This is a genomic window from Ancylobacter vacuolatus (assembly GCF_030813595.1).
Classification (GTDB): Bacteria; Pseudomonadota; Alphaproteobacteria; order Rhizobiales; family Xanthobacteraceae; genus Ancylobacter; species Ancylobacter vacuolatus.
In genome coordinates, this window is record NZ_JAUSUH010000004.1 from 18769 (window position 1) to 44546 (window position 25778).

Here is a 25778-nt window from a genome sequence, read left to right on the forward strand (position 1 = left end):
CGGCGACCGAGCCGGCCTGTTCGGCCCGCGCGCGAAGAACGGGCGGCGGGCGCGGAAGCTCAGATTCAGAAGCTCAGATAAAGCCGCGCCTGCACGGTGACGTCGCCGGGCTGGGTGTAGCCGGCTTCCGTCAGGGCGACGCCCGCCACCAGGCTGGCGGTGAAATTGCCGGCGAGGGCATAGTCGATGCCGGCGCCGGCGCCCGCCATGCTGACATCGAAGCTCGCCACCGGGCCGACAACGCCCTGATAGCCGTAATTATGGCCCCAGCCGACATCCAGGAACAGGTAGGGCGAAAGCTGGTCGCGGGCGCCCGTCCCGCCAAGCGCCGAGAGCCCCGGCAGGGTCGGCGTGCGCAGCTCATTGCGCCAGAAGAAGCCGCTATCGGCATTGCCGTCGTCGAGCGTGTAGCCGCGCGTGGCGTACATGCCACCGAGGCTGATCTGCTCGGTATCGGGCAGTGCCTCGCCCGCCAGAATGCCGGAGAACTGGCTGTTCCAGCTATAGCCCGCCGCCAGCCGCGTGACGCGGGAAATGTCGGCGCCGCCATAGACATAGTTCACGTCGGTGATGCGCCCGCCACTGTAGAGGCTCCAGTTGCGGGCATCATTGCCGTCGACCACCCCGCCGGGATTGCCCACCAGCCGCAGGTCGACGCTGGTCAGCCCGTAAGCGTCGGGCCGGGAGATCGACCAGCCGGCGATGAGATTGAACAGGCCGGCATCGGCGCCGCCAATGGCCGAACCGGCGAAATAGCCGGAGCGCGACACCGTCTTGAAGCTGGCGCCGAGAATTAGGTCGCCGAGATACACACCCGGCAGCACATTGGAGAGCGCCGTCCTGTAGAGTACCGGCACTTCCAGGGTGGAATTGTCGTAGATGAAATCCTGGAATGCCCCGGCTTGCCGGGTCGCGACATAGCTCGGCACGATGTCAAGGCTCTGCCGGTCGCCGAGGTCCAGCACGAGCCGTGCGGCCTGGCTGTAATAGCTCGGCTGGGCCGGGCCGGAGCCGACACTGGCCGGGTCGCGCCAGAAATCCCAGCTGCCGGTCGCCTGATAGGAGATGAAACTGTCCCGCAGCATCGGCAACGCCGCACCGAAGCCGGCGAAGATGCGGTCGAAGCCGGTGGCATGGGTGCCTGTGTTGGACCAGCCGGCAAACACCTGCCACGGCTTCTGCGCCGTCACCTCCAGCGTGAACGTGCTCAGCCCCACCTCGTCGCCGGGGGAGAACACGCCGGAAACAGAGCGATACGGAAAGCGGTTGAGCCAGGCGATGTCCTCGTCCAGCGCCGCGGCATTGATGCGCTCGCCCGGCACGGCGCGCACCCTGCGGGCCAGGCTGGCCTCGCCGCCCTGAACCTCGACGGCGCCGGTGCGGAACTCCACCACCCGGAAGGTGAGAACCCCGCCGGTGATCTCCTGCGGCGGCACCGTCACCGACATGAAGGGATAGCCCTCGCCCCGGTAGACCCGCGCCACCGCCGCCTGGATGTCGGCGATGAGCCGGCGGCTCACCGGCTGGCCGAGAAACGGCGCCAGCGCCGGCTCCAGCCGTGCCGGCGACAGGGCCCCGATCGCGCCGATGCGCAGACCGGGCACGGGCGGCGCGTCGATCGGGTCGGTCGGCCCGGCAAGGCGGATACCCCGGAGGTTGACGCCCAGCGGCGTGTCGTCCGCCGCGCCGATCAGATCCGGCGGGCTGACCGTCAGCTGCCCCTGCCCCGTCACCGCCGGCGGCAGGTTACGCTCGAGCGGCGCGCGCTGCTGCGCGCTCGCCCCGCCGGCCGACGCCATCAGCCCGAAAAGAGCCGCGCCGGCGGCGCCGACCGCGAAAGAGCGAAGACCGCCTGTCATCTACTGGGCCTTCATCGTCAGTTGCGGGCTGTAGAAAATGCCGGGTGCCGGCTCGCGCTGGTAGACATCGATCAGCGAGAGCAGCACGAGCAGCTCCCGGGTCCGCCGGCGCTCATCGGTCGGGTTGGTCTCGATGAAGTCGGGCGGCAGGGGCTGCGTCACCGCGAGCACGCCGGGCAGATAGGTCAGGGCATAGTTCGCCGACGCCACGACGCTGCCCTGGAGAATGGCATATTGGCCGGGCGGCGATGAAATCTCCGCCGGGGTGACAAGCTCCCCCGCCAGCGTGTCGCCATTGACCAGGCCCTCGCCACCGATCGTGTAGGTCAGGGGCGGGTTGGGCTGGTCGACGAAGCGGACCAGATTATTGGCGATGACGAGGATCGGCCGCGGCGTCACGCTGAAGGCGCCGGCTTCATAGGTGAGCGTGTAATTACCGGTGGCCGCGCCGGTCAGCGTGCCGCCGGAGGCGGTGGCGGTGTAGGCGCCGCCGACATTGGAACTTGCCGTCGCCGTGGTGGAATAGGCCAGCCCGGAGAGGTTGCTGTCGCCCTGCCCGTTCATCCAGCCACTGGCGGAGAAGTCATAGCTCGGCGTCGTCGAGCCATAGGTCTGGGTGCCGGTGGCGGTCACGGTCAGCGTCGCCGGGGTCACGGTGAAGGCGCCGGTTTCATAGGAGAGCGTGTAGTTGCCGGTGGCCGCACCGGTCAGCGTGCCGCCGGAAGCGGTGGCGGTGTAGGCGCCGCCGACATTGGAACTTGCCGTCGCCGTGGTGGAATAGGCCAGCCCGGAGAGGTCCGCGTCGCCCTGCCCGTTCATCCAGCCACTCGCCGAATAGTCATAGCTCGGCGTCGTCGAGCCATAGGTCTGGGTGCCGGTCGCCGTCACGATCAGCGTCGCCGGGGTCACGCTGAAGGCGCCGGCTTCATAGGTGAGCGTGTAATTGCCTGACGCGTCGCCGGTCAGCGTACCGCCGGAAGCGGTGGCGGTGTAGGTGCCGCTGACATTGGAGGTGGCGCTCGCCGTGGTGGTGTAATCGAGCCCGGAGAGGTTGCTGTCGCCCTGCCCGTTCATCCAGCCACTGGCGGAAAAATCATAGCTCGGCGTCGTCGAGCCATAGGTCTGGGTGCCGGTCGCGGTCACGGTCAGCGTCGCCGGGGTCACGCTGAAGGCGCCGGCTTCATAGGAGAGCGTGTAATTGCCGGTGGCCGCACCGGTCAGCGTGCCGCCGGAGGCGGTGGCGGTGTAGGCGCCGCCGACATTGGAGGTGACGCTCGCCGTGGTGGTGTAATCGAGCCCGGAGAGGTTGCTGTCGCTTTGCCCGTTCATCCAGCCGCTGGCGGAATAGTCATAGCTGGGCGTCGTCGAGCCATAGGTCTGGGTGCCGGTCGCCGTCACGATCAGCGTCGCCGGGGTCACGCTGAAGGCGCCGGCTTCATAGGTGAGCGTGTAATTGCCGCTCGCCGCACCCGTCAGCGTGCCGCCGGAAGCGGTGGCGGTGTAGCTGCCGCCGACATTCGAGGTGGCGCTCGCCGTGGTGGAATAGGCCAGCCCGGAGAGGTTGCTGTCGCTTTGCCCGTTCATCCAGCCGCTGGCGGAATAGTCATAGCTCGGCGTCGTCGAGCCATAGGTCTGGGTGCCGGTCGCCGTCACGGTCAGCGTCGCCGGGGTCACGGTGAAGGCGCCGGCTTCATAGGTGAGCGTGTAATTGCCGGTGGCCGCACCGGTCAGCGTGCCGCCGGAGGCGGTGGCGGTGTAGCTTCCGCCGACATTGGAGGTGGCGCTCGCCGTGGTGGTGTAATCGAGCCCGGAGAGGTTGCTGTCGCCCTGCCCGTTCATCCAGCCACTGGCGGAATAGTCATAGCTGGGCGTCGTCGAGCCATAGGTCTGCGTGCCGGTCGCCGTCACGGTCAGCGTCGCCGGGGTGACATGGTTGATCCCGACGAAGCGGGTGGCGCCGCCGAGCCGGTAGGTGCCGGTGAGGCCGGTGACGCCGGGATAGGTGGTGCCGGCATTGGTGGTGGAGGTCAGGTCGGCGCCGAAGACCGGCGTTCCGGTGGTGGTGTTCCACCAGCCGGTGCCCATCTGGCTCACCACCGCCGTGGAGGGATCGCTGCCATAGGTGATGGTCTGCATCGCGCCAACCACCCCGGAGACGCCGAACAGCTCGGGCAGATAGGTGGCGTCGGCCGGCGCCCAGACGCTGATATCCCAGCCGGAATAGCGGCTCCAGTCCTGCATCTGGGCGGTGGTCAGCCCATAGGAGGAAGCGGACCCGGCGGAACTCGCCTGGCCGGTGGTCTGGGTGTTCCAATAGGACGACGCGACCGTGCCGGAATTGGTGGCGACGAGGCCGCCGCGCGTGCCGCCGCCGCTGACCGCGCCGATGGCGTAGCTCTCAGTGAGGCTGCCGGTATTGCTGCCGACAAGGCCGCCGAGTTCCGCGTCCGCCCATGTGCCGGTGACGCTGCCGGTGGCGTAGGTTTGGGTGATGGCGCCGGCATTGGCGCCGACGAGGCCGCCGCCCGCGCCGCTGGCCCGCACCGCGCCGCTGGCGAAGGATTGGGTGAGCGTGCCGGCCGTCACCTCGCCGACGAGGCCGCCCACCTTGCTGGCCCCCTCCACATCGCCGGCCGCGAACACCTGGGTCACCGTGCCGGAACTGGCGCCGATCAGGCCGCCGACCGCGTCCTGGCCGACGACATCGCCCAGCGCATAGGAGGTGTTGACCGTGCCGTCATTGCTGCCGATGAGCCCACCCACCTCGGGGGCCGCCTCCTTGCCGCTGACATTGCCGGTGGCGTAGGATTCGATGACGGTGCCGGAATTGGCGCCCACGAGGCCGCCGACCTCGCCGGTTCCCTCCACCGCGCCGCTGGCGAAGGACTGGGACAGCGTGCCGGCCGTCACCTCGCCGACAAGGCCGCCGACCTTGGTGGCGCCCGAGATGGTGCCGGTCGCCGAGGCCTTGGCGAGGCTGATCTCCAGCTTGCCGACGACGCCGCCCGCCCGCTCGCCGGTGCCGGTGACATTGCCGGTGCCGTGCAGCCCGTCAAAGCTGCTGGCGCCGGTGCCGGAAGTGCCGATGAGGCCGCCCACATTGTCCCGGCCGGATACGGCGGCGCTGCTGGTCACGTCGGTCAGCGTGGCCAGCACCACTGTGCCGACCACCGCGCCGACATTGTCGCGCCCGGCGATGCTGCCGCCCTCAAGCCGGATATTCGCGAGGGTGGCGCTGGTGGTGGACGAGCCGGCGACGCCGAACATCCCGACGGAATCGGTGGCGGCGCGGGCGATCGACAGGTCGTGTATCGTGTAGTCGCCGCCGTCGAAGGTGCCGGTGAACGGCGTGGTGCTGTCGCCCAGCGACACGAAGCCGGTCGCGCCCCACACGCTGGCTTCATTGGTGCCATTGGTGGCCGAGGCGTCGATGTCGGCACCGAGGCGATAGCTGCCGGCGAGGTCGAGCCGGACGAACTGCAGCTGGTGCAGGTTGGACAGCGTGGTGACGCCGTCGGCCGCCACCGCCGCCTCCCAGCGGCCAATGGGGCGGATGTCGCCGGTCTGGTACCAATCGGTGGTGAAGTCCCAGTCCGTATAGCTCGCGGAGGTGCGCGCCTCGGCGGTCGTCAGCCCGGTGACACTGGCATTGGTGGCGAAGGAACGGCCAAAGGCGCTTGCCTGGCCGGTGGTCTCCGTGTCCCAGAAGGAGGTGGCGATGGTGGTCGCGGCGGCCACGAGACCAATCAGGCCGCCGACATCGAATCGTCCCGTCACCTTGCCGGAGGCATAGCTCTCCGAGACGCCGCCCGAGCTGAGGTAGCCGATCAGACCGCCGACGTCGCTGGACGCCGAGGTGACGTTGCCGGTGGCGTAGGTCTGGCTCACAGTCCCGCCCATATAGCCGATCAGGCCGCCCAGATATTGCGCGTCGTCGGCCCGCGGGGGAATCGGAACCTCTGCGACATTGCCGGTGGCGTAGGACTGCGTCACCGATCCGGCCAAGCGCCCGGCGAGGCCGCCGACATAATCAGCCGCGCCGGTCACGCTCCCGGTCGCGTAGGAGCGGGAAACCGCGCCGCCGCCGATGCCGATCAGGCCGCCGACATAGTCGTCCGCGCCATAGACGTCGCCCGTGGCATAGGAATTCGTGACATCCCCCCTGGTGTAGCCGACCAGGCCGCCGGCATTGCTGACGTCGCTGTAGGTCCCTGCCGTCACATTGCCGGTCGCGTGGGAATTGGTGATCGCCCTGTCGGCGCTGCCGACCAGCCCGCCGACATAGGCAAGCCCGCTCACATTGCCGGTGGCGTAGGAGTCGGAAATCGGCGTGGACGTTGCCTTGCCGACCAGCCCGCCGACATAGGCGGCGCTCGGCGCCGATATGTCGCCGGTGGCGTGGGAATTGGCGATGGTGCCGCTGGAGATGGAGCCAACCAGACCGCCAACATTCAGGCCATTGCCGGTGACGGCGCCGGAAGAGGACGAATCGATGATTCCGCCGCCCGTCATGCTGCCCACCAGCCCGCCCACATCCGCGTTGAACGTGCTGGTCACGTTCAGAGTGCTGGTGACGTTGAGCACGATGCTGTTGGTCATCGTACCGGCCACGGCGCCGACATGATTGCGCGCCGTGACGCTGCCGCCGATGAGCGACAGGTCGCGCACCGCGATCTTGTCGGAGGCCTCGGTCTCGATGACGGAGAACAGGCCGACATTGACGGCCGGCGGCGGGGCAATGGTGAGGTTGGAGATGGAATGGCCGAAGCCGGCGAACACGCCGGTGAAGGTGCCGTCGACGACCGATGTCGTATAGGTCGTGCCCGCCGCGTCGAGGTCCGCCACGAGCGCGTAGTTTGCGTAAGGGATGAACTCTATGCCGAAATCCGCCATGGAGCGGATCAGGAAGTAGTCGCTAAGCGCTCCCACCGCGCCTATCTGCAGCGAGGCATTGCTGCCGGAGAGGGTGATCGGCGCGTTGACCGTGTAGCCCTTGCCAACGCCATACTGGATCACCAGCCCGGCATTGGTGCCGCTGGCGGTGACGGCGGCGTCGAAGATCACATTGCCGGCCGCCGCCAGCGTCAGCACGCTGTCGGCGGACCAGGCGAGCGGCGCCGCCACGGTGATGTTGCCGGACTGACTGCCACTGGTGCCTGTTGTCACCGTCACATTGGCGGTCGCCAGAGCGGCCGTGAGAGTGTCGACATTCAGCACGCTGTCATCGGCAGTGGCGTCGAAGCCGGAGACGCCCGAGCTGGGCGCGTCCGAGATGGTGAGGTTGTAGGGGTCGAGCAGCAGCGTGCCCCAGGCGCCCCGGCTCGCCCGCAGATCAGCGGTGCCGGCATAGGCGAGCACCGCCTTGCCGGAGACTTCCGCGTCGCCGCCGCGGGTGATGCCGGTGGCGGAGATGGCGCCGGCGAAGCGGGTTTCCTCATTGGACCACACCACCACGCGGCCGCCCGTGCCCGCCGAACCGTCCGCCCGCAGGCGCGCGCCGGCCTCCACCGTGGTGCGCCTCGCGGTGGCGACGGTCTCGGGGAGGTACTTCGCCCCGGCGCCGCCCTGATAGTCGCCGCCGACCAGCACGGTGCCGCCTGTCGCGCCGGACGCGTCGAGCACCGAGGCCGCCCCCAGCGCCACGCTCTCGCCGGTGACAACGATGCTTCCGCCCTTGGCCTTGCGGCCGCGCGCGTCGAGCGTGCCGTCCACCTTCACCGCGCCGCCGGAGACACGGATCTCGCCGCCCTTGGCCTTGCCGGCGCGGCTGGCGGTGCGGGCGGTCATCTTCTGCGAGACGGAGACGCTGCCGCTGGCGCCGGCGGTCAGGAAGATGCGCCCGCCCTTGGTGGCGACACCCTCCGCCGTGGTGAAGCCCTTGGTGTTGCCGGCCAGCGCATAGACATTGCCACCATTGGCCCGCAGCTCCGCCTCGGCCGCCTTGATGACACCGGACGTCTTCACCTGCGTGTCCGAGCCGCCGACCTTCACCACGATCTTGCCGTCGGAGAGCGCGCTATCGCGCACCAGCACCTCATAGCCGGCGGCCAGCGCCACCGTCCCCTCGGGCGCGGTGAGGGTGCCGGCATTCTCCACCTTGCGGGCGATGAGGGCGACATCGCCGCCCAGCGCGCCGACGGTGCCGTAATTCACCACCGCCGCCGTGCTGGTGCCGCGAAAGGTCATGTCGCCGCCGGCCAGGAAATCGCCGTCCGCCACATCCTGGGTGGAGGCGACGAAATGGCCGCCGGTCGACACCGTGCCGGAGGCGCCGACGACGATGCCGGCGGGATTGACGAGATAGAGGCTGCCCGAGGCCGACAGCGAGCCGTCGATTTGCGAGGGCGAGAAGCCGGTGACGCGGTTCAGCGTCGCCCCGCTGCCATTCTCGAAGCGCACGGCATTGCCGGCGCCGACGGAGAACGAGCCCCAATTGAGGATGGCGCGGGCAGTGCTCTGGTTGACGGTCATCGCGCCAGCGCTGGGCTGGCCGATGGTGGCGCTGCCCGCGACCACGGAACCGCCGGTGGGCAGGGTGCCCTGCGCCAGCGCGCCGCCGGGCAGAGCGGCGGCGAGGAAGGCGGCGCCCGCCAGCCACCGATCGGCCGAGGCGCGAAGAATCGATCGTGCGGCGCCGTTGCCACGCCGTCGCACCGGCCCATCGTCACGCATCGGAATCGCCCACCGCTTGCAATGCCTTGGCGCCCTGCGCGCGATACCGTCCCGCGCCACGACCCCTCGTGGGGCACTGTACTCAACTACCTAGCGCTTGAGAAGATCGACCGCCGCCCTTCGAGAGCGGCGCGCCGGGCAAAACGGGCCGCGCCCTCTGGCCACCGTCGCCGGAAGCTACCGCTGGCCCGCCCCCTCCCGCACGGTCGAGGCTCGCGACGGAACGGCGAACCTCCCGCGAATCGCCGGCGCAAAAAGAAAGCCGCCGGCCCGGCGGGACCAGCGGCTTTCGCTTGTTTACGCAGAAACCGGCACCAGGGCCGGCCTGCGATCAGCCGACGCGGAGATTGACCGCCGAGGTCTTGCCCGAACGCTGATCGGTCTGCAGCTCGAAGGACACCTTCTCGCCGTCACGCAGGCCCTGCAGGCCCGAACGCTGAACCGCGCTGATGTGGACGAAAACGTCCTTGCCAGCGCCATCGGGCTGAATGAAGCCGTAGCCCTTCTGATCGTTGAACCACTTAACGGTGCCGGTCTGGGTAGACATTAGGATAGTCTCACGTATCGAGGTTGCACATCCGGCGCAGGCACGGCCCCGCCGCTGGGTCGAATTTGGAAGAAAAGCTGAACGTGCACCCGCAGGTGTAACGGCCCAGAGTCCAGCCAAAGTCTGCCCGTGAGACTACCGCGAATGGCCGTGTTTGCAAGAGGCGCGAATGGTAGAACCAGTGCTTCCGCAGCCGAAATGTCGTCGCTCCAAGGAACGACGACATTGTATTGAATCTAACCGGACTAAACCGTCCGATTCAAAGCCGCGCCGCGTCAGAGCGGACGCAGATCAACCGCCGAGGTCTTGCCCGAGCGCTGGTCCGTCTGCAACTCGAAGGAGATCTTGTCGCCGTCGCGCAGGCTTTGCAGGCCCGAGCGCTGCACCGCGCTGATGTGGACGAAAACGTCCTTGCCGCCATTGTCGGGCTGAATGAAGCCGTAGCCCTTCTGCTCGTTGAACCACTTAACCGTGCCGGTATCCGCCATCAGAGACAACCTTCGAGACCAGTGAGACACCGGCGAACCCCTGCGGGACCCGCCGAATTGCGCCGAGCACCACCAGCCGGCGGTGCCTTGCGGCACCCTCGTCTGACGAATTCGCGCTGCGGTTAGCTTGGTCAGAAATGTGTCATTTCCACGGCAAACATCGCCACATTTAGGTCGTAAAACAACCGGCGGGCGAAAAAGTGCCGCAGCGTCATTGCCCCTCCGCGCGGGGCGGGAACTCTGCCCACCCCGACCGGGTGTTAATAGCAATAGTTCTTGCTGACCTTGATCACCTGCCCGTTGGGGTAGCGGTACAGGCACTTGCCGCCGGACCAGTAGTAATACGACTTGTTCTTGTTCTTTTTCTTGTCGCTCTGGTTGCCGATGATCGCCCCCGCGGTGCCGCCGATCACCGCCCCCGCCACCGCGCCGCCGGCCTTGCCGGTGGTGGCGCCGCCGATGATGGCGCCGGCGGCGCCGCCGAGGAGCGCGCCGGCCGCCGTGTCATTGGCCCGCGCCGCATTGGGGGCGAAGGCGAGAAGGCCGCCGGCCAGCGCCAGCGTCGCAAGCGAGAAAAGGGCACGCATGGGTAAGATCTCCGCTGGGGCGGTGCCGCTCGCCGACACCCGCTAGGCCCGGAACACCGACTTGCGCGGGAAATTGCACCGCGCGAGTCAGCTCCGGCCCAGCAGGGTATCATGAGGCCGCATTCCAGCAGAAGCGCGCTGTGCTCAGGCGTGCTGCGCTTCCACCACCGCGATGGCGGTCATGTTGACGATGCCGCGCGCCGTCACCGAGGGGGTGAGCACATGCGCCGGCCGCGCCGGGCCGAGCAGGATCGGGCCGACCGGGAGCGCGTCGCCGAACACCTTCACCATCTGGTAGCCGATATTGGCGGCGTCGAGATTGGGCATGACGAGGATGTTGGCCACGCCCTGCAGGCGCGAGCCCGGCAGCACCCGCTCGCGCATTTCCGGCACCAGCGCGCTGTCGCCTTCCATCTCGCCATCGACCATCAAATCGGGGGCGCGCTGGAGGATCAGGTCGAGGGTGCGGCGCATCTTCAGCGCGCTGTCATCGTCGCGGCTGCCGAAGTCGGAATGCGAGAGCAGCGCCACTTTCGGCTCGATGCCGAAGCGCCGCACATGGGCGGCGGCGAGCTGCGCCATCTCGGCCAGGTCCTCGGCAGTGGGGTCCGCCTGCACCTGGGTGTCGCACAGGAAGAACGCACCCTTCTGGGTGAGCAGCATGGACAGCGCCGCCACGTCGCGCACCCCTGGCGCCAGGCCGATAATGGTGCGGATGTGGCGCAGATGCCGGGTGAAGCGCCCCTCGACGCCGCACAGCATGGTGTCGGCATCGCCGCGCACCACCGCGATCGCCGCGATCACCGTCGGCGTGGTCCGCACCAGCGTGCGGGCGAGCTCGGGCGTCACGCCGCGCCGGCCGGCGCGCTCGACATAGGTGGTGACATAGTCACGGTAGCGCGGATCGTCCTCGGGGTTGATGAGGTCGAATTCGCGGCCCGGGCGAATGGAGAGGCCGAAACGCTGCAGGCGGGTTTCCACCACCGAAGGACGGCCGATCAGGATCGGGCGGGCGATGCCCTCCTCCACCACCACCTGCGCCGCGCGCAGGATGCGCTCATCCTCGCCCTCGGCGTAGATCACCCGCTTGGGCGCCTGCTTGGCGAGGGCGAAGATCGGCTTCATCACCAGGCCGGAGCGGAAGACGAAGCGGTCGAGCTGCTCCTGATAGGCGGCGAAGTCAGCGATCGGCTGCTTGGCGACGCCCGATTCCATCGCCGCCCGCGCCACGGCCGGGGCGATGCGCAGGATCAGGCGCGGGTCGAAGGGCGAGGGAATGAGTGAGGCCGGGCCGAACACCGGCGTCTCGCCGCCATAGGCGCGGGCCACCACGTCGGAGGGCGTCTCGCGCGCCAGCTCGGCGATGGCGTTCACCGCCGCGACCTTCATCTCCTCATTGATCGTGGTCGCGCCCGCATCGAGCGCGCCACGGAAGATGAAGGGGAAGCACAGGACATTGTTGACCTGGTTGGGGAAGTCCGAGCGGCCGGTGCAGATCATCGCGTCCGGGCGCGCCTCGCGGGCGAGGTCGGGCATGATTTCCGGCGTCGGGTTGGCCAGCGCCATGATCAGCGGCCGGTCGGCCATCGCCGCCAGCATTTCCGGCTTCAGCACGCCGCCGGCGGAGAGGCCGATGAAGATGTCGGCGCCGGCGATCACCTCGGCGAGGGTGCGCAGCTCGGTCTTCTGGGCGAACACCCCCTTATAGGGGTCCATCAGCTTCTCGCGGCCCTCATAGACCACGCCCTCAATGTCCGTGACCCAGATGTTCTCGCGCCGGGCGCCCATGGAGCGCAGCAGGTTCAGCGTGGCGATGGCGGCGGCGCCAGCGCCCGAGGTGACGATCTTCACGTCCTCCAGCTTCTTGCCGCCGAGGAACAGCGCGTTGACGATCGCCGCCACGACGATGATCGCGGTGCCGTGCTGGTCGTCATGGAAGACCGGAATCTTCATGATCTCGCGCAGCCGGGTCTCGATCTCGAAACACTCGGGCGCCTTGATGTCTTCGAGGTTGATGCCGCCGAAGGTGGGCTCCAGCGCGGCGACCACGCTCACCACATGGTCCGGCTCCAGCGCGTTGATCTCGATGTCGAACACGTCGATGCCGGCGAATTTCTTGAACAGGACCGCCTTGCCCTCCATCACGGGCTTGGAGGCTTCCGGGCCGATATTGCCGAGGCCGAGCACGGCGGTACCGTTGGAGACCACGGCGACGAGGTTCTGCCGGGCGGTCAGTTCCGCCACCAGCGACTTGTCGGCGGCGATCGCCTCGCAGACGGCGGCGACGCCGGGCGTATAGGCGAGGGCAAGGTCGCGCTGGTTGGCGAGCGGCTTGGTCGGCTGGATCTCAAGCTTACCGGGACGCGGGTGGCGGTGGTAGAACATGGCGCCAGAGCGCAGATCGTCGGAGATGTAAGAGGCCATTGTGTTTCCTTCCCCGGAGCTTGGCGCGGGAGCATAGGGATTCTGCTCCGTCACACAACGCCTTTCCCATTTTCTGGTGCTGGACTTTGGGCGGTTGGTTTAAGATGGGCTATCGGCCGGCGCGAGCCTGCCAGCCGTCAGCCTCAAGCCGCCCCCCGGCACGTCCCCAGGTCAGCCTCGCATGCGCAAGCCGTTTCTCGTTGCTCTCAGTGCCTTCGTCGTTCTTGGCGTCGGCGGGTATTTCGGCCTCACCTCCTATGTCAACCATGAGGCGCGCAGCCAGGTGGACGCGGCGCTGAGCACGCTGCGGGCGGGCGGGGTGGAGGCGAGCGTCGGCAAGGTGACCTATGACCTGTTCGCCGGCCGGTTCGAGCTTGGCAACCTCTCGCTCGTGGGGCCGGTGCAGGGCGCGCTGAAGATCGACTCGCTGGTCGCCAACGGCGTGGCGCTGCGCGGCGCGGACCGCGCCTTCGCGCAGACGGTGGTGCTGGGCGGCGTCACCCTCAGCCCGCCGCTGCTGATCGGCGCGCCGAATATCAGCCAGTATCAGGCGCCCCGCGTGGTCATCACCGCGCTGGAATTCCCAACCCAGGCGCCGGTCGACGGCAGCCCGCCGCAGATCGCCCTCGACTTCTTCCGCGGCATCACCGCCGAGCGCATCGACATCCCCGCCTCCACCGGCACGGGCGCCGTCGGCGTGGGGGATGCGCGTGTCACCAGCGAGGAGACGAATGGCGACATCCGGCTCGAAGGGCTCGCCAAGGGCCGCTTCGCCACCGTGGACGCCGCGCCGTCGCGCTTCACCATCGCCGGCCCCTCGGGCAGCACCGGCCAGGGCTCGATCGGGCGCGTCGACATCAAGGGCTTCGACGTGGCGGGATTGATGATCCTGCTCGATTCCGAGCTGCGCCAGGCCAACGACCAGTTCATCACGATCCATGATTCGGTCGCCATGGAGGATTACCAAATCACCATGGAAGGGGGCGTGGCGCAGCGCATCGCGCGCCTGTCGATGAAAGATGTGGCGATCCGCCCCGCCGCCATCCCGGTGGAAGAGCTCCTGGAGGCCCGCGAGCAGCTGGAAAAAATCGGCGCGGCAGGTGCCAAGGCTCCGCCGGAGGAAACGGCCGGGCTCTTCCGGATGGCGGCGGTCATCTATGATGAAGGCATCCGCATTGGCGGCCTCGCCGCCGAGGGGGTGGAAGGCACGGCGCCCGGCGGCTTCGCCTTCGGCCTCGGCTCCTTCACCGTCGGCGCCATTGATGGCGGGCGGATGGACAGCTTCGCGCTGGAGAAGCTCACCGGCAAGGGGCCCGATGGCGAGGGGTTCCAGATGGGACGCTTTGCGATCGGTGGCCTGAAGGCCGGCACGCTGATGTCGCTGCTGGCGGAAGGGACGGAGAATCCCGCCGCTATCGGCCGCTGGCCCGCGCCCTTCTTCAACACCGTCGAATCGGTGGAAGTCACCAATGTGGTGTCCCCGACCGATGAGGGCTCGCCGCTCAACATCGACCGATTCGCCCTCACCTGGACCGCCGAGCCGGACGCCCTGCCGACCCGCATTTCCGCCACGCTGCGGATGAGCGGGCCCACCGCCATGGTAAACGCCGGCAACTCCGCCTTCGCGCTGGTGCCTGGGCAGATGGACCGGGCCAGCATCGCGCTGGATTTCGGCGCCGCCTGGAACGAGGCCGATAACAGTGTGGTGGTCGACCCCGCCTATCTCGAAGTCTCCGACGCCTTCTCCTTCAACGCCAAGCTCACCTTGAGCGCGGTGGACGACTCGGTCTTCTCCACCGAGCCGGACGAGGCGCTGGCCGGGGCGATGGAGGTGAATCTCGGCGCGCTCGACCTCACCGTCACCGATGCCGGCCTGTACGACCAGAAGCTGGAGGCCGCCGCCAAGGAGCAGGGGCTGAAGCCGGAGGATGTCCGCCAGCTCATCGCCGGCTTCGCCGACCTGCTGCTGGCGCAGGCGGTGACCGACCGACCGGAACTCGGGCCGGCGGTGGAGGCCTTCGTCCGCTTCGTGCAGAAGCCGATGGGCACGCTCGCTCTGCGCCTCACCCCGCGCCACGAGCCGCTGCCGGTGCTGCTGATCGTCGAGGCGCTGAACAGCGAGGACCCGCTGGGCCTCGTCGACGAACTCAACGTCGAGACGCTCACCGCGCGCTAAGCGGGAGGCAACACCCTCGACCTTCCCTCATCCCCGGGCCGGACCCGGGGACCCAGCCCTTGCCCCCTGCCCCTCCGGCATCCCTCTGGGTGGCCGGGTCAGGCCCGGCCATGAGGGTGGGCGTGAGAGCGGCCCCTCGGGCCCTACTTCTCCGGCAGGTTGGTGCGGATGTGCAGCTCGCGCAGCTGCTTCGGGCTCGCCTCGTTCGGCGCCCCCATCAGAATGTCCTGCGCCTGCTGGTTCATCGGGAAGATCGAGATTTCGCGCAGATTGGTGGTGCCGCACAGCAGCATGACGATGCGGTCGACGCCGGCCGCCATGCCGCCATGCGGAGGCGCGCCATACTGGAAGGCGCGGTAGAGGCCGCCGAAGCGCTCCTGCACCGTCGCCTCGTCATAGCCGGCGATCTCGAACGCCTTCACCATCGCCTCCGGGCGGTGGTTGCGGATGCCGCCGGACGCGATCTCATAGCCATTGCAGGCGATGTCGTACTGGAACGCCTTGATGGTCAGCGGGTCCTGGGTGTTCAACGCCTCCAGCCCGCCCTGCGGCATGGAGAAGGGGTTGTGCGAGAAGTCGACCTTCTTGTCCTCCTCGCTCCACTCGTAGAACGGGAAGTCGACGATCCAGGCCAGCTCGAACCGGTCATGGTCGACCAGCTTCAGCTCCTCGCCCACCTTGGTGCGGGCGAGGCCGGCGAAGCGGACGAACTTTTCCGGGTTACCGGCGACGAAGAAGGCGGCATCGCCCGCGCCGAGCCCGAGCTTGATCCGAATCTTTTCTGTCAGCTCTCGACCAATATTGTTAGCGATCGGGCCCCTACCCTCAATCGAATAACCCTCACCGTGTCCGACAATCTTAGTGCCTTCAGCATCCGTCTCTTTCTCGGAATGCTCTGTCTCGACCTTTACCCACATGATGTAGCCGAGCCCCGGCTGGCCCTCGCCCTGCGCCCAGCTATTCATCCGGTCGCAGAAGGCACGCGAGCCGCCGCCGGTGCCGGGGATCGCCCAGACCCGGTTCTTCGGGTCCTCGAGCATGCGCGCGAACACCTTGAAGCCGCTGCCGCGAAAATGCTCGGAGACGTCCTGCATCTCGATCGGGTTGCGCAAATCCGGCTTGTCGGTGCCGTATTTCTGCATCGAGGTGGCGTAGGGAATGCGCGGCCAGTTCTTCGTCACCGGCTTGCCCTCGGCGAACTGCTCGAACACGCCTGTTATGACCGGCTCGACGGCGGCGAAAATGTCTTCCTGCTCGACGAAGCTCATTTCCAGGTCGAGCTGGTAGAACTCGCCCGGCAGGCGGTCGGCGCGCGGGTCCTCGTCGCGGAAGCAGGGGGCGATCTGGAAGTAGCGGTCGAAGCCGCTCATCATGATCAGCTGCTTGTACTGCTGCGGCGCCTGCGGCAGGGCGTAGAACTTGCCGGGGTGCAGGCGCGAGGGCACCAGGAAGTCACGCGCGCCCTCCGGCGAGGAGGCGGTGAGGATCGGCGTCTGGAACTCGAAGAAGCCCTGGCCCTTCATCTTCGCCCGCATGGCGTCGACGATGGCGCCGCGGGTCATGATGTTCTTGTGCAGCTTCTCGCGGCGCAGATCGAGGAAGCGGTAGCGCAGCCGCGTCTCCTCCGGGTACTCGACATCGCCGAACACCGGCATGGGCAGCTCGGCGGCGGGGCCCAGCACCTCGATCTCGGTGGCGTACATCTCCACCTGGCCGGTCGGCAGCTCGGGGTTCTCGGTGCCGGCGGGGCGCGAACGCACCCGGCCATCGACCCGGATCACCCATTCCGCCCGCACCGTCTCGGCCAGCTTGAAGGCCGGGCTGTCGGGATCGACCACCACCTGCGTCAGGCCGTAATGGTCGCGCAGGTCGATGAACAGCACGCCGCCATGGTCGCGGATGCGGTGGCACCAGCCGGACAGGCGCGCGGTGGAACCGACATCGCTGGCGCGAAGGGCGCCACAGGTGTGCGAGCGATAGCGGTGCATGGCGTCTTCCCGGAGTTGGTGCCGCCGAGAGCTGGCGGAAAATAGCAAAACACCCCTCACGCGGGGCGCGCGGAGGGGTGCATGCGAGGCTCGGCTTTGTCAAGAAGGACAGGCGGCCGCCTTGTGTTCAAGGCGGCGCCGCGGCAAGCGATCAGGGCACGTAGCGCAGGGAGAGACCGCCGACGCCCAGCGCCAGCGACGCGCCGACATTGCCGGAGACCGAGATCGGGTTGAGCGCGAAGGACTGGTCGGAACCGACCAGTACATTGGCGCCGACGCCGACGCCCAGCGCGATATTGCCGGTCACGCCGCCATAGCTGCCGGCGAGCGCGCCGGGCGCCACCGACTTCGTCACCGCCAGCACGCCCCAGGTCAGCACGCCGCCGCCGGTGACGCCCAGCTCGACGCCGATATTCTTGATGGTGCCGGCATAGGACTGAACCGGGCCGTTGTCGGAGGGCGTGAAGGTGCAGGTCAGTTCCTGCTTGGATTCGATGAGCATGCCGATGCTGGTGCCGGCATTGCACACCAGCACGCCGGCATCGACCCGATCGGCGGCGGAAGCGGGCACGAAAGACAGCGCCAGAGCGGCGGTGGCGAGAGCGAAGGCGGCCTTTTTCATCGATATCCCCCAGTCATGGCGGGCATGCCGCCGGAAAGCCTTTGCGACTCGTAGCCGCGAATGGTTAATCCTTTCGCCAAATTGCGGCATGTTTCGGGGTCGAAACGGCGCTCCGACTCCGATATGTAAAAATCAACATGAACATGATCACCAGCACAGACGAACTCGCCGCGGCCTGCGAACGCCTCGCTCGCCACCCGTTCATCACCGTCGACACCGAGTTTCTGCGCGAGACCACCTTCTGGCCCAAGCTCTGCGTCGTGCAGCTCGCCAGCGTGGACGAAGCGCTGGTGGTCGACGCGCTGGCGGAGGGCATCGATCTCGCGCCGCTCTTCGCGCTGATGTCGGACGCCAATGTGTTGAAGGTGTTCCACGCCGGCCGGCAGGACATCGAAATCGTCTGGCACCTCGCCGGCATCATCCCGCATCCGGTGTTCGACACCCAGGTCGCTGCCATGGTGCTCGGCCATGGCGATTCCATTTCCTATGACCAGCTGGTGCAGCGCATCACCGGCGAAATCCTCGACAAGTCGCTGCGCTTCACCGACTGGTCGCGCCGGCCGCTCTCCGCCGCTCATGTCGCCTATGCCGAGGCCGACGTCACCCATCTGCGCGACGTCTTCCTCAAGCTCGACGCCGACCTGAAGAAGCGCGGCCGCGCCGACTGGGTGGGCGAGGAGATGGCGGTGCTCACCTCCGCCGACACCTACCGGCAGGAGCCCGAGCGCGCCTGGGAGCGGCTGCGCTCGCGCGCCCGCAAGCCCAAGGACCTCGCCGTGCTGATGGAGGTCTGCGCCTGGCGCGAGCGCGAGGCGCAGTCCCGCGACACGCCCCGTTCGCGCATTCTCAAGGACGACGTGATCGGCGAGATCGCCTCGCAGCACCCCACCACGATCGAGAAGCTCGGCCAGCTGCGCGCCATCCCCAAGGGGTTCGAGCGCTCCCGCGCCGGCGAGATGATCGTCGAGGCGGTCAAGGCCGGCCTGGCCCGCGACCCCAAGACCCTGCCGCGCATCGAGCGCGATCGGCCGCTCTCCAACGGCGCCTCGGCGACGGTGGAACTGCTGAAGGTGCTGCTGCGCATGACCTCCGAGCAGCACGGCGTCGCTGCCAAGATCATCGCCACCGTGGACGATCTCGAGCGCATCGCCTCCGAGGACGAGCCGGATGTCGGCGCGCTGCGCGGCTGGCGCGGCGAGTTGTTCGGCGATCGCGCTTTGGCGCTGAAATCGGGCCGGCTGGCGCTGGCGATGCAGCGCGGCCGTGTCATCGCGATCGAGCGGACCGCGCTGGAGCGGGCGGCTCAGGAGCGGGCGAACCCGGAGGAGTGAGCCGGGCGCCGCTGCGGCGGGCCGTGCGCAGTTCCACCAGCAGCGCCCGCAGCAGCTCCGGCTCGTCCCACGGCACGCCATGCCACACCCCCCGCAGCGCCGCGTCGGCCGGGCCAGGAATCAGCGCCTGCGGGAACAGCGCCACGCGGGTCTCCTCCCGCACCGTCAAAGCGGGCCCGGCGCCCTCCCCGCCCGGTGCCTCGGCTAGCGCCTTGAGAAAAACGCCCACCAGATCGAGCCCGGCGCGCGCGCCAAAGGGCAGGATCGGCGTCGGCCTGGCGTTGCATTCGAGCAGCCAGGCCTCGTCATTACCGTCGATCAGGAAATCGAACGACACGAAGCCGGAGGCGCCGAACGCCGCCACGAGCGCGGCGGAGGCGGCGACGAGATCGGGCCGCGCGATATAGGCCAGCACATCGGCCGGCAGAATGTCGCGCGCGCGCCGCTCCGCCACCGCGCTCAGCACGCCGAGCGTGCGCCCCTCGATCGCGGCGGCGCAGGTCACCGCCAGCCGACCTTCAATATAGGGTTGCACGCTCAGCTGCGGCGGCGGCTCCATCCAGTCGCGTCCCCGCAGCCGGGCCTTGAGCCGCCGCCACAGCGATCTCGGCCGCAGCCAGAGCGCGCAGGCGGCCTCCAGCTCCACCGGCGTCCGGCAGATGCGCACCCCGCCGCCACCGCAGCTGCGCGGACGCTTCACCATCACGGGAAAGCCGATTCGCCGCGCCGCCGCCCGCGCCGCGTCCGGGGTAGCTGTGAGAATGTCCTGCGGCGCCCGCACCCCGATCTCGCGCGCGCGGCGCTGGGTCAGCGGCTTCAGGGTCCGCGCCGGCAGCGTGTCGAGAAGGCCGAGCGAGCGGGTGAGGCAGGCCCTGAGGCCGGGCGAGAACGCGGCGAGGCCGAGCCGGCCGCCTTGCGCCCGGCAATGATCGAGAAACCACAGCGTGCGCTCGTCGCACGGCACCAGCAGGTCGGGCGCGAAGGCGGCACAGGCCCGTTCCAGATCGGCCAGCAGGTGGCGGGCGCTCGGCGTCTGCGCCAGCGGAAAGCGCGCCGTTACATGGCGAGAGCGGAACATCAGGCTGTCGGCGTCCGCCAGCGCGCCGACCTCGGCACCGGCAGCGGCGAAGGCGGCCGGCAGCCGGCAGCTGGAAATATGCCGGCCCTCCAGCGCGACCATCAGCACCCGCACGGGCCGGCCGCCGCCGGCCGGGGTGGCCGACGAATCCTCGAAGCACTCACGCACGAAACGGCCCCCGCCGGCACAGCCACGCTGCGATAACAGGCGGTTCTAGCCGTGTCGGTGACCCGAATCCAGACGGGCGGATGGTATTGTTTGCCTCTGGCCCTACCCGCCGAGAACCGTCGATTCCCGGCCGATCAGCCGGCCGAGCGTGCGCAGGCGGCTGGCGATGCGGTCGCCGCTCAGCGGCGCCAGGTCGCCGCGCAGCTGCAGCGCCAGCTTGCCGCGCTCCACCGTCAGCGGCGTCAGCGGCAGCGTGCCCGGCATGGCGGCGGAGAGGATGTAGCCGACCCGCATCGCCGCGCCGAGAATGCGCGCCCGGTCCAGCAGCCGCGCCGTGACCAGCTCGCGGATGCGCGGCGACAGGTCCTCGTCGATCAGCCCCATATGCCGGTAATAGATGGCGAGGGCGAGGAAGGCCCGGCCGGGATGATCCACCCCGATGAAGGAAGCGTGGGCGATGAGATTGAGGCTCTGCTCGCCGCGATAATCGGGATGCGCCCGCCAGCTGATATCGGAAAGCAGGCAGGCGGCGTGGCGCAGCCGCTTTTCCTCGACGCTCTCGTCGATGTGGCTGCTCTTCATGAACTGGTCGGTCCAGTCGATCAGCTCCCAGCCATGGGCGGGGGAGCGGGCGCGCACCTCGTTCAGCTCGGCGGCGGCTGATATCAGCGGATCGTGCTGGCGCTCCTCCACCTCCAGCAGCTCATAGAGCAGCCCCTCGCGCACGCCCTGCGCCGAGATGAAGACATTGGCCGGCTTGCCGATGCGGATCAGATGCTCCAGCACCAGCGCGCCATAGGGCAGCAGCGGCCGGCGCACATCCGACACGGTGTCGATGCGCGAGAGCGTGTCGATCGGGACCCGCCGCACCAGCCGGCAGAACTCCAGCGCCTCGCGGGCGGGGATGATGTAGCCGTGCATCACATGCAGGGGATAGCCGCGCTGGAACATGTGCAGCCGCGCCAGCGCGCGCCAGGTGCCGCCAACGGCGTAGAAGGTGCGCCCCCTGAGATGTTCGAGGTGCGGCTCCTTGGTGAGCAGGTCCTTGACGATCTTGTCGGCCTTCTTCAGCGAGCGGCCGGACGTGTCCTGCAAGGCGAGGCCGCCGAGCGGGAAGGTCACGCCCGAGCCGATGCGCTGGCCGTGCAGGTCGGCAAGTTCCAGCGAGCCGCCACCGAGATCGCCGACCACGCCATTGGCGTGGTGTACGCCCGAGAGAATGCCGAGGGCGGAAAGCTGCGCCTCGCGCTTGCCCGAGAGCACCTCCACCTCGGTGCGGCAGATTTCCGTGCAGGCGGCGACGAAGTCCGGCCCGTTGGCGGCGTCGCGCGCCGCCGCGGTGGCGAGCACATAGACCTTGCCCACCCCCATGCGGTCGCACAGCACCCGGAAGCGGCGCAGGGCGGCCAGCGCCTTCTCCACCGCGTCCGGGTTGAGCCGGCCGGTGGTCAACACCTCGCGGCCGAGCCCGCAGGAGGCCTTCTCGTTGAAGATCGGCGTCGGCGAGCGCGACAGGCGTTCATAGACGACGAGGCGGACAGAGTTGGAACCGATATCGATGACAGCAACCGACATGCCGGACAACAGGCCGTGTCCGGCATCACGCAAGACTTCGCTCATGCGCTCACGTCCGATCGCGACGGCGCAGGAGGTTGCGGGGCGAGGATTCCTTGAGCGACTTGCCACGTCCCGACAGGCTCGGATTGGTCATGAAATATTGCTGGGCGTTGAACTTTTCCTCGCCCTCGCCGGGCACTATGCGCTGCGAGGAGCCATCGGGCAACACGCGCCAGCTCTGCTGGTTGTCCTGCAGGTTGGCGACCATGATCTGTTCGAGGATCTGCATGTGCACGGTCGCGTTGGTGATCGGGCACAGCGACTCCACCCGCCGGTCGAGATTGCGCGGCATCAGGTCGGCGGAGGAGATGTAGAGCGCCGCCCCGGTATGGGGCAGGCCATGGCCATTGCCGAAGCAATAAATGCGCTCATGCTCCAGGAAGCGGCCGACGATCGACTTGACGCGGATGTTCTCCGACAGGCCCGGCACGCCGGGGCGCAGGCAGCAGATGCCGCGCACCACGATCTCGACCGGCACGCCGGCCTGGCTGGCGCGGTAGAGCGCATCGATGATCATCGGGTCGACCAGCGAGTTCATCTTCAGCCAGATCGCCGCCGGTTTGCCGGCCTTGGCGAATTCCATCTCGGCGTCGATATGGTCGAGGATCTTGGTCTTCAGCGTCAGCGGCGCGATCGCCAGCTTCTCCAGCCCCACCGGCTCGGCATAGCCGGTGATGAAATTGAAGATGCGTGCCACGTCGCGGCCGATCGCCGGGTCGGCGGTGAAGAAGGACAGGTCGGTGTAGATGCGGGCGGTGATCGGGTGATAATTGCCCGTGCCGACATGGCAGTAGCTCGCCAGCGCCCCACCCTCGCGCCGCACCACCAGCGAGAGCTTGGCATGGGTCTTCAGCTCCAGGAAGCCGAACACCACCTGCACGCCGGCGCGCTCCAGGTCGCGGGCCCAGCGGATATTGGCCTCCTCGTCGAAGCGCGCTTTCAGCTCCACCAGCGCCGTCACCGACTTGCCGGCCTCCGCCGCCTCGGCCAGCGCCTTGACGATCGGGCTGTCGGAGGAGGTGCGGTAGAGCGTCTGCTTGATGGCGACGACATTGGGGTCGCGCGCCGCCTGGCGCAGGAACTGCACCACCACGTCGAAGGATTCATAGGGGTGGTGGACGACGAGGTCCTTCTCGCGGATGGCGGCGAAGCAGTCGCCGGCATGGTCGCGGATGCGCTCGGGGAAGCGCGGATTATACGGCTTGAACTTCAGGTCCGGCCGGTCGACGCCGACCAGCTGGCTGAACTCGTTCAGCGCCAGCACGCCGTCGACGAGGAAGATCTCGTCTTCCACCACGCCGAGCTCGCGGGCGACGAAGACGCGCAGCTCCTCCGGCATGGAGGCGTCGATTTCCATCCGGATCACCTGCCCCAGCCGGCGGCGCTTCAGCGCCGTCTCGAACTGGCGCATCAGGTCCTCGGCCTCTTCCTCGACTTCGAGATCGCTGTCGCGGATGACGCGGAAGCCGCCCTGGCCCTTCACCTGATAGCCCGGGAACAGGCGGCCGATGAACAGGCCGATCATCTGTTCCAGCGTGATGAAGCGCTGCAGCCCGCCCTCGCCGTCCGGCAGGCGGATGAAGCGGTCGATCTTGGCCGGCACGCGGATGAGCGCGTTCATCATGCGCCCGTCATGGATGCGCGAGAGCTGCAGCGCCAGCGAGAAGCCGAGATTGGGGATGAACGGGAACGGGTGCGCCGGGTCGATGGCGAGCGGGGTCAGCACCGGGAAGACATGGGCGAGGAAGAAGTCGTCGAGCACCGCCCGGTCGGCGCGTTCCACATCGGCGCCGTCCACCAGCACGATGCCGCAGCCGATGAGCGACTGCCGCAGCCCGCGCCAGCGCGCCTGCTGGTCCTCGGCGAGTTCGGCCGCCGCCACGCCGATGCGCGCCAGCTGCTCGATCGGGTTCAGCCCGTCCGGGCTGCGGGCGGTGTAGCCCTCGCGCACCTGTTCCTTCAGGCCGGCGACGCGGACCATGAAGAACTCGTCGAGATTATTGGCCGAGATGGAGAGAAAGCGCAGCTGCTCCAGCATCGGGTGCTCGGAGTTGGCGGCTTCCTCCAGCACCCGGCGGTTGAATTCGAGCCAGGACAGTTCACGGTTGATGAAGCGCTCCGGCGCCTTCATCAGCTCGTCTTCCAGCGGACGGGGCGGCACCGTCGGCTGAATGGCCATCTCGGTCAGTTCCGCAATCGGCTCGCCCTGCATTTCCGTCTCGCTCACCGTCGCCACTCCATCCTCTTTGCGGGGGGCCCGCTTCGTCCGGCGCGAAGGTCGCTGGGCATCGTGACGGCTGGATGACATGTCGGGTTTAACCTATGGTCAAGTCGTTGAGGACAATTTCGCCGGCTGCCGGTTCCGCCTCGTCGGAGGCATCCGCCCGCCCGCGCAGCAGTTCGGCGGCGAGCGCCCGGGTCAGCGGGCGCTTGCGCGCCAGCGCCTCGCGGTCGAGTTCGGCGACGACATCGCGCAGCCCGGCAATGGACCGTTCGACGCGAGGCAGAAGGTAGGCCAGCAGCGCCTCGTCGGGAAGGATCTGCCGGTCGGCGAACAGCTTCACCGCCACCGCCGCCAGCAATTCCTCATCCGGCGGGCCGAGCCGCACCACCGGCAGCACCCGCAGCCGCGAGGCGAGATCGGCGGTGGCGAGGGTTTCCGACAGCGTCGAGGGCAGCCGCGCCGAGGTGATCAGCAGCCCCGCCTTCTGTTCGCCCACCAGGTTCAGCAGGTGAAACAGCGCTGCCTCAGGCACCGGCCCCTCGCCCAGATCCTCCAGAACCAGCGCGCCGCTGGCGAGCAGGCCGGGCACGGCGGCGATGTCGAGCGCCGACGCCGGAATGACCTTCGCGCCCGAGGCTTCGGCGAAGATGGCGGCGAGATGCGATTTGCCCGAGCCCGCCGGCCCCACCAGCGCCACCGCGCGGGCCGGCCAGTCCGGCCAGGAATCGATCAGCGCCAGCGCCGCCTCATTGGCGAGGCCGGGCAGGAAATCGTCCCGCGAGCGGCTGTCGGCATGGGGCAGATCGAGGGCAAGCTGCCGGCTGGCCATGCTCAGCGCACCCGGCTTTCGGGAAAATAGGGCACCGGCGCGGGGGCACTGTGCAGTTCCGCCTCGCCCTCCCCGGTATAGAGCGGACTTTCCAGATATTGATTGATGGCGAAGCGCACCAGCACCCCCACCGCCGCCGCCAGCGGCACCGCCAGCAGCAGGCCGAGGAAGCCCAGCAGATAGCCGAAGGCCAGCAGGGCGAACATCAGCCACACCGGGTGCAGTCCGACGCTATCGCCCACCAGCTTGGGCGAGAGGATGTAGCCCTCGATGAACTGGCCGAACACGAAGATGCCGATGACGATGGCGATCATCGAGTAGTCGGGGAAGAACTGCACGATGGCAACGCCGCCGGCCAGCACCAGCCCGGTCAGCGAGCCGACATAGGGGATGAAGGTGATGATCCCCGAGACGAAGCCGATGACGAAGCCGAAATTCAGCCCGGTCATGGTCAGGCTGATGGCGTAGAAGCTGCCGAGGATGAGGCAGACCAGCGACTGGCCGCGCACGAAACCGGCAATGGCGCCGTCCATCTGGCCGGCAAGGCCGCGAAGGGTGGCGCGGTGGCGCACCGGCAGCCAGGAATCCACCTTCTCGACCATGCTGTACCAGTCATTGAGAATGTAGAACGCCACCACGGGGGTGATGACCAGCAGCGAGAACACCGAGAGCAGCGCCTGCCCGCCGGTCCACAGCCCCTGGATCAGGGTGAGCATGTAGGTGGCCCCCTGCGACACCAGCTCGTTCAGCCCGGTCTGCACGCTCGGCAGTTTGTCGCCGACGAACTCGCGCAGCCACGCGGCCTTTTCGCCCTCGCCCGTCAAAAGGTTCTGCAGCTTGCCGATATATTCCGGCAGGCGCTGGATGAAGGCGGCGAGCTGCGAGCCGAAGATCGGCACCACAAGCAGCATCAGCAGGATCGCCAGCAGCAGCGTCAGGGTGATTGTCGCCAGCGAGGCCACCAGCCGGTTGACGCCCCAGCGCTCCAGCCGCGTCGTCACCGGATTGAGGAAATAGGCGAGCGCCAAGCCGGCGACAAAGGGCAGCAGCACGCTGCTCAGCAGCCATGAGGCAGCAATGAACAGACCGAGCACGGTCAGCCAGAACATCACCTGCTTGTGCCACGCCATTCGTTGACCGCCTCTCGCCCGGGCCCGCGCCTCGCGGC

Annotated in this window: 15 protein-coding genes; 2 read left to right on the forward strand and 13 right to left on the reverse strand. The window is 68.3% G+C overall.

What is annotated here, in order from left to right; genetic code table 11:
- Positions 1-65: 65 nt before the first annotated feature.
- The 6 genes from J2S76_RS10585 to J2S76_RS10610 form a co-directional block, all read right to left on the reverse strand.
- Positions 66-1859 (reverse strand): ShlB/FhaC/HecB family hemolysin secretion/activation protein, encoded by a 1794-nt coding sequence (locus tag J2S76_RS10585; protein WP_307060253.1) that lies wholly within the window; start codon positions 1857-1859, stop codon positions 66-68.
- Positions 1860-8531, reverse strand: a complete 6672-nt coding sequence (locus tag J2S76_RS10590) for an MBG domain-containing protein (protein WP_307060255.1) — start codon at positions 8529-8531, stop codon at positions 1860-1862.
- Positions 8532-8862: 331 nt separating this feature from the next.
- Positions 8863-9078 carry a cold-shock protein gene (locus J2S76_RS10595; RefSeq protein WP_013165949.1) on the reverse strand — a complete coding sequence of 72 codons (216 nt, stop codon included), beginning with the start codon at positions 9076-9078 and terminating at the stop codon, positions 8863-8865.
- 275 nt (positions 9079-9353) lie between these two features.
- A complete protein-coding gene (locus J2S76_RS10600; protein WP_018390360.1) occupies positions 9354-9566 on the reverse strand; it encodes a cold-shock protein in 213 nt (70 codons plus the stop codon).
- A gap of 260 nt (positions 9567-9826) precedes the next feature.
- Positions 9827-10153: a YMGG-like glycine zipper-containing protein gene (locus J2S76_RS10605; protein WP_307060257.1), complete on the reverse strand. Its 327-nt coding sequence runs from the start codon at positions 10151-10153 to the stop codon at positions 9827-9829.
- 144 nt (positions 10154-10297) lie between these two features.
- Positions 10298-12577 (reverse strand): NADP-dependent malic enzyme, encoded by a 2280-nt coding sequence (locus J2S76_RS10610; RefSeq protein ID WP_018390359.1) that lies wholly within the window; start codon positions 12575-12577, stop codon positions 10298-10300.
- A 181-nt stretch (positions 12578-12758) separates the two neighbouring features.
- On the opposite strand from J2S76_RS10610, the gene J2S76_RS10615 reads away from it, so the two are divergent.
- Complete coding sequence (locus J2S76_RS10615) at positions 12759-14753, forward strand: aq_1923 C-terminal domain (protein ID WP_307060259.1); 1995 nt, start codon at positions 12759-12761, stop codon at positions 14751-14753.
- A 143-nt stretch (positions 14754-14896) separates the two neighbouring features.
- On the opposite strand, the gene aspS is transcribed toward J2S76_RS10615, so the two are convergent.
- Positions 14897-16741 carry an aspartate--tRNA ligase gene (aspS, locus tag J2S76_RS10620; RefSeq protein WP_307060261.1) on the reverse strand — a complete coding sequence of 615 codons (1845 nt, stop codon included), beginning with the start codon at positions 16739-16741 and terminating at the stop codon, positions 14897-14899.
- A gap of 151 nt (positions 16742-16892) precedes the next feature.
- Positions 16893-17363 carry a DUF992 domain-containing protein gene (locus J2S76_RS10625; RefSeq protein ID WP_307060263.1) on the reverse strand — a complete coding sequence of 157 codons (471 nt, stop codon included), beginning with the start codon at positions 17361-17363 and terminating at the stop codon, positions 16893-16895.
- A gap of 137 nt (positions 17364-17500) precedes the next feature.
- On the opposite strand from J2S76_RS10625, the gene rnd reads away from it, so the two are divergent.
- The gene (rnd, locus tag J2S76_RS10630) at positions 17501-18694 is read left to right on the forward strand and encodes a ribonuclease D (protein WP_307060265.1); all 1194 of its coding nucleotides are present in this window, start codon (positions 17501-17503) and stop codon (positions 18692-18694) included.
- On the opposite strand, the gene J2S76_RS10635 is transcribed toward rnd, so the two are convergent.
- From J2S76_RS10635 to J2S76_RS10655, 5 genes are all read right to left on the reverse strand, one after another.
- Complete coding sequence (locus tag J2S76_RS10635; RefSeq protein WP_307060267.1) at positions 18630-19940, reverse strand: ATP-binding protein; 1311 nt, start codon at positions 19938-19940, stop codon at positions 18630-18632. The two genes, rnd and J2S76_RS10635, sit on opposite strands and share 65 nt — an antisense overlap.
- Before the next feature lie 102 nt (positions 19941-20042).
- Positions 20043-21560: a Ppx/GppA family phosphatase gene (locus J2S76_RS10640; RefSeq protein ID WP_307060269.1), complete on the reverse strand. Its 1518-nt coding sequence runs from the start codon at positions 21558-21560 to the stop codon at positions 20043-20045.
- A gap of 4 nt (positions 21561-21564) precedes the next feature.
- Positions 21565-23736, reverse strand: coding sequence for an RNA degradosome polyphosphate kinase (locus J2S76_RS10645; protein ID WP_307060762.1), 2172 nt, complete (start codon positions 23734-23736; stop codon positions 21565-21567).
- A 136-nt stretch (positions 23737-23872) separates the two neighbouring features.
- The gene (locus J2S76_RS10650; protein ID WP_307060270.1) at positions 23873-24610 is read right to left on the reverse strand and encodes a P-loop NTPase family protein; all 738 of its coding nucleotides are present in this window, start codon (positions 24608-24610) and stop codon (positions 23873-23875) included.
- Positions 24611-24612: 2 nt separating this feature from the next.
- Positions 24613-25740, reverse strand: coding sequence for an AI-2E family transporter (locus tag J2S76_RS10655; RefSeq protein ID WP_307060272.1), 1128 nt, complete (start codon positions 25738-25740; stop codon positions 24613-24615).
- Between the last annotated feature and the right edge of the window lie 38 nt (positions 25741-25778).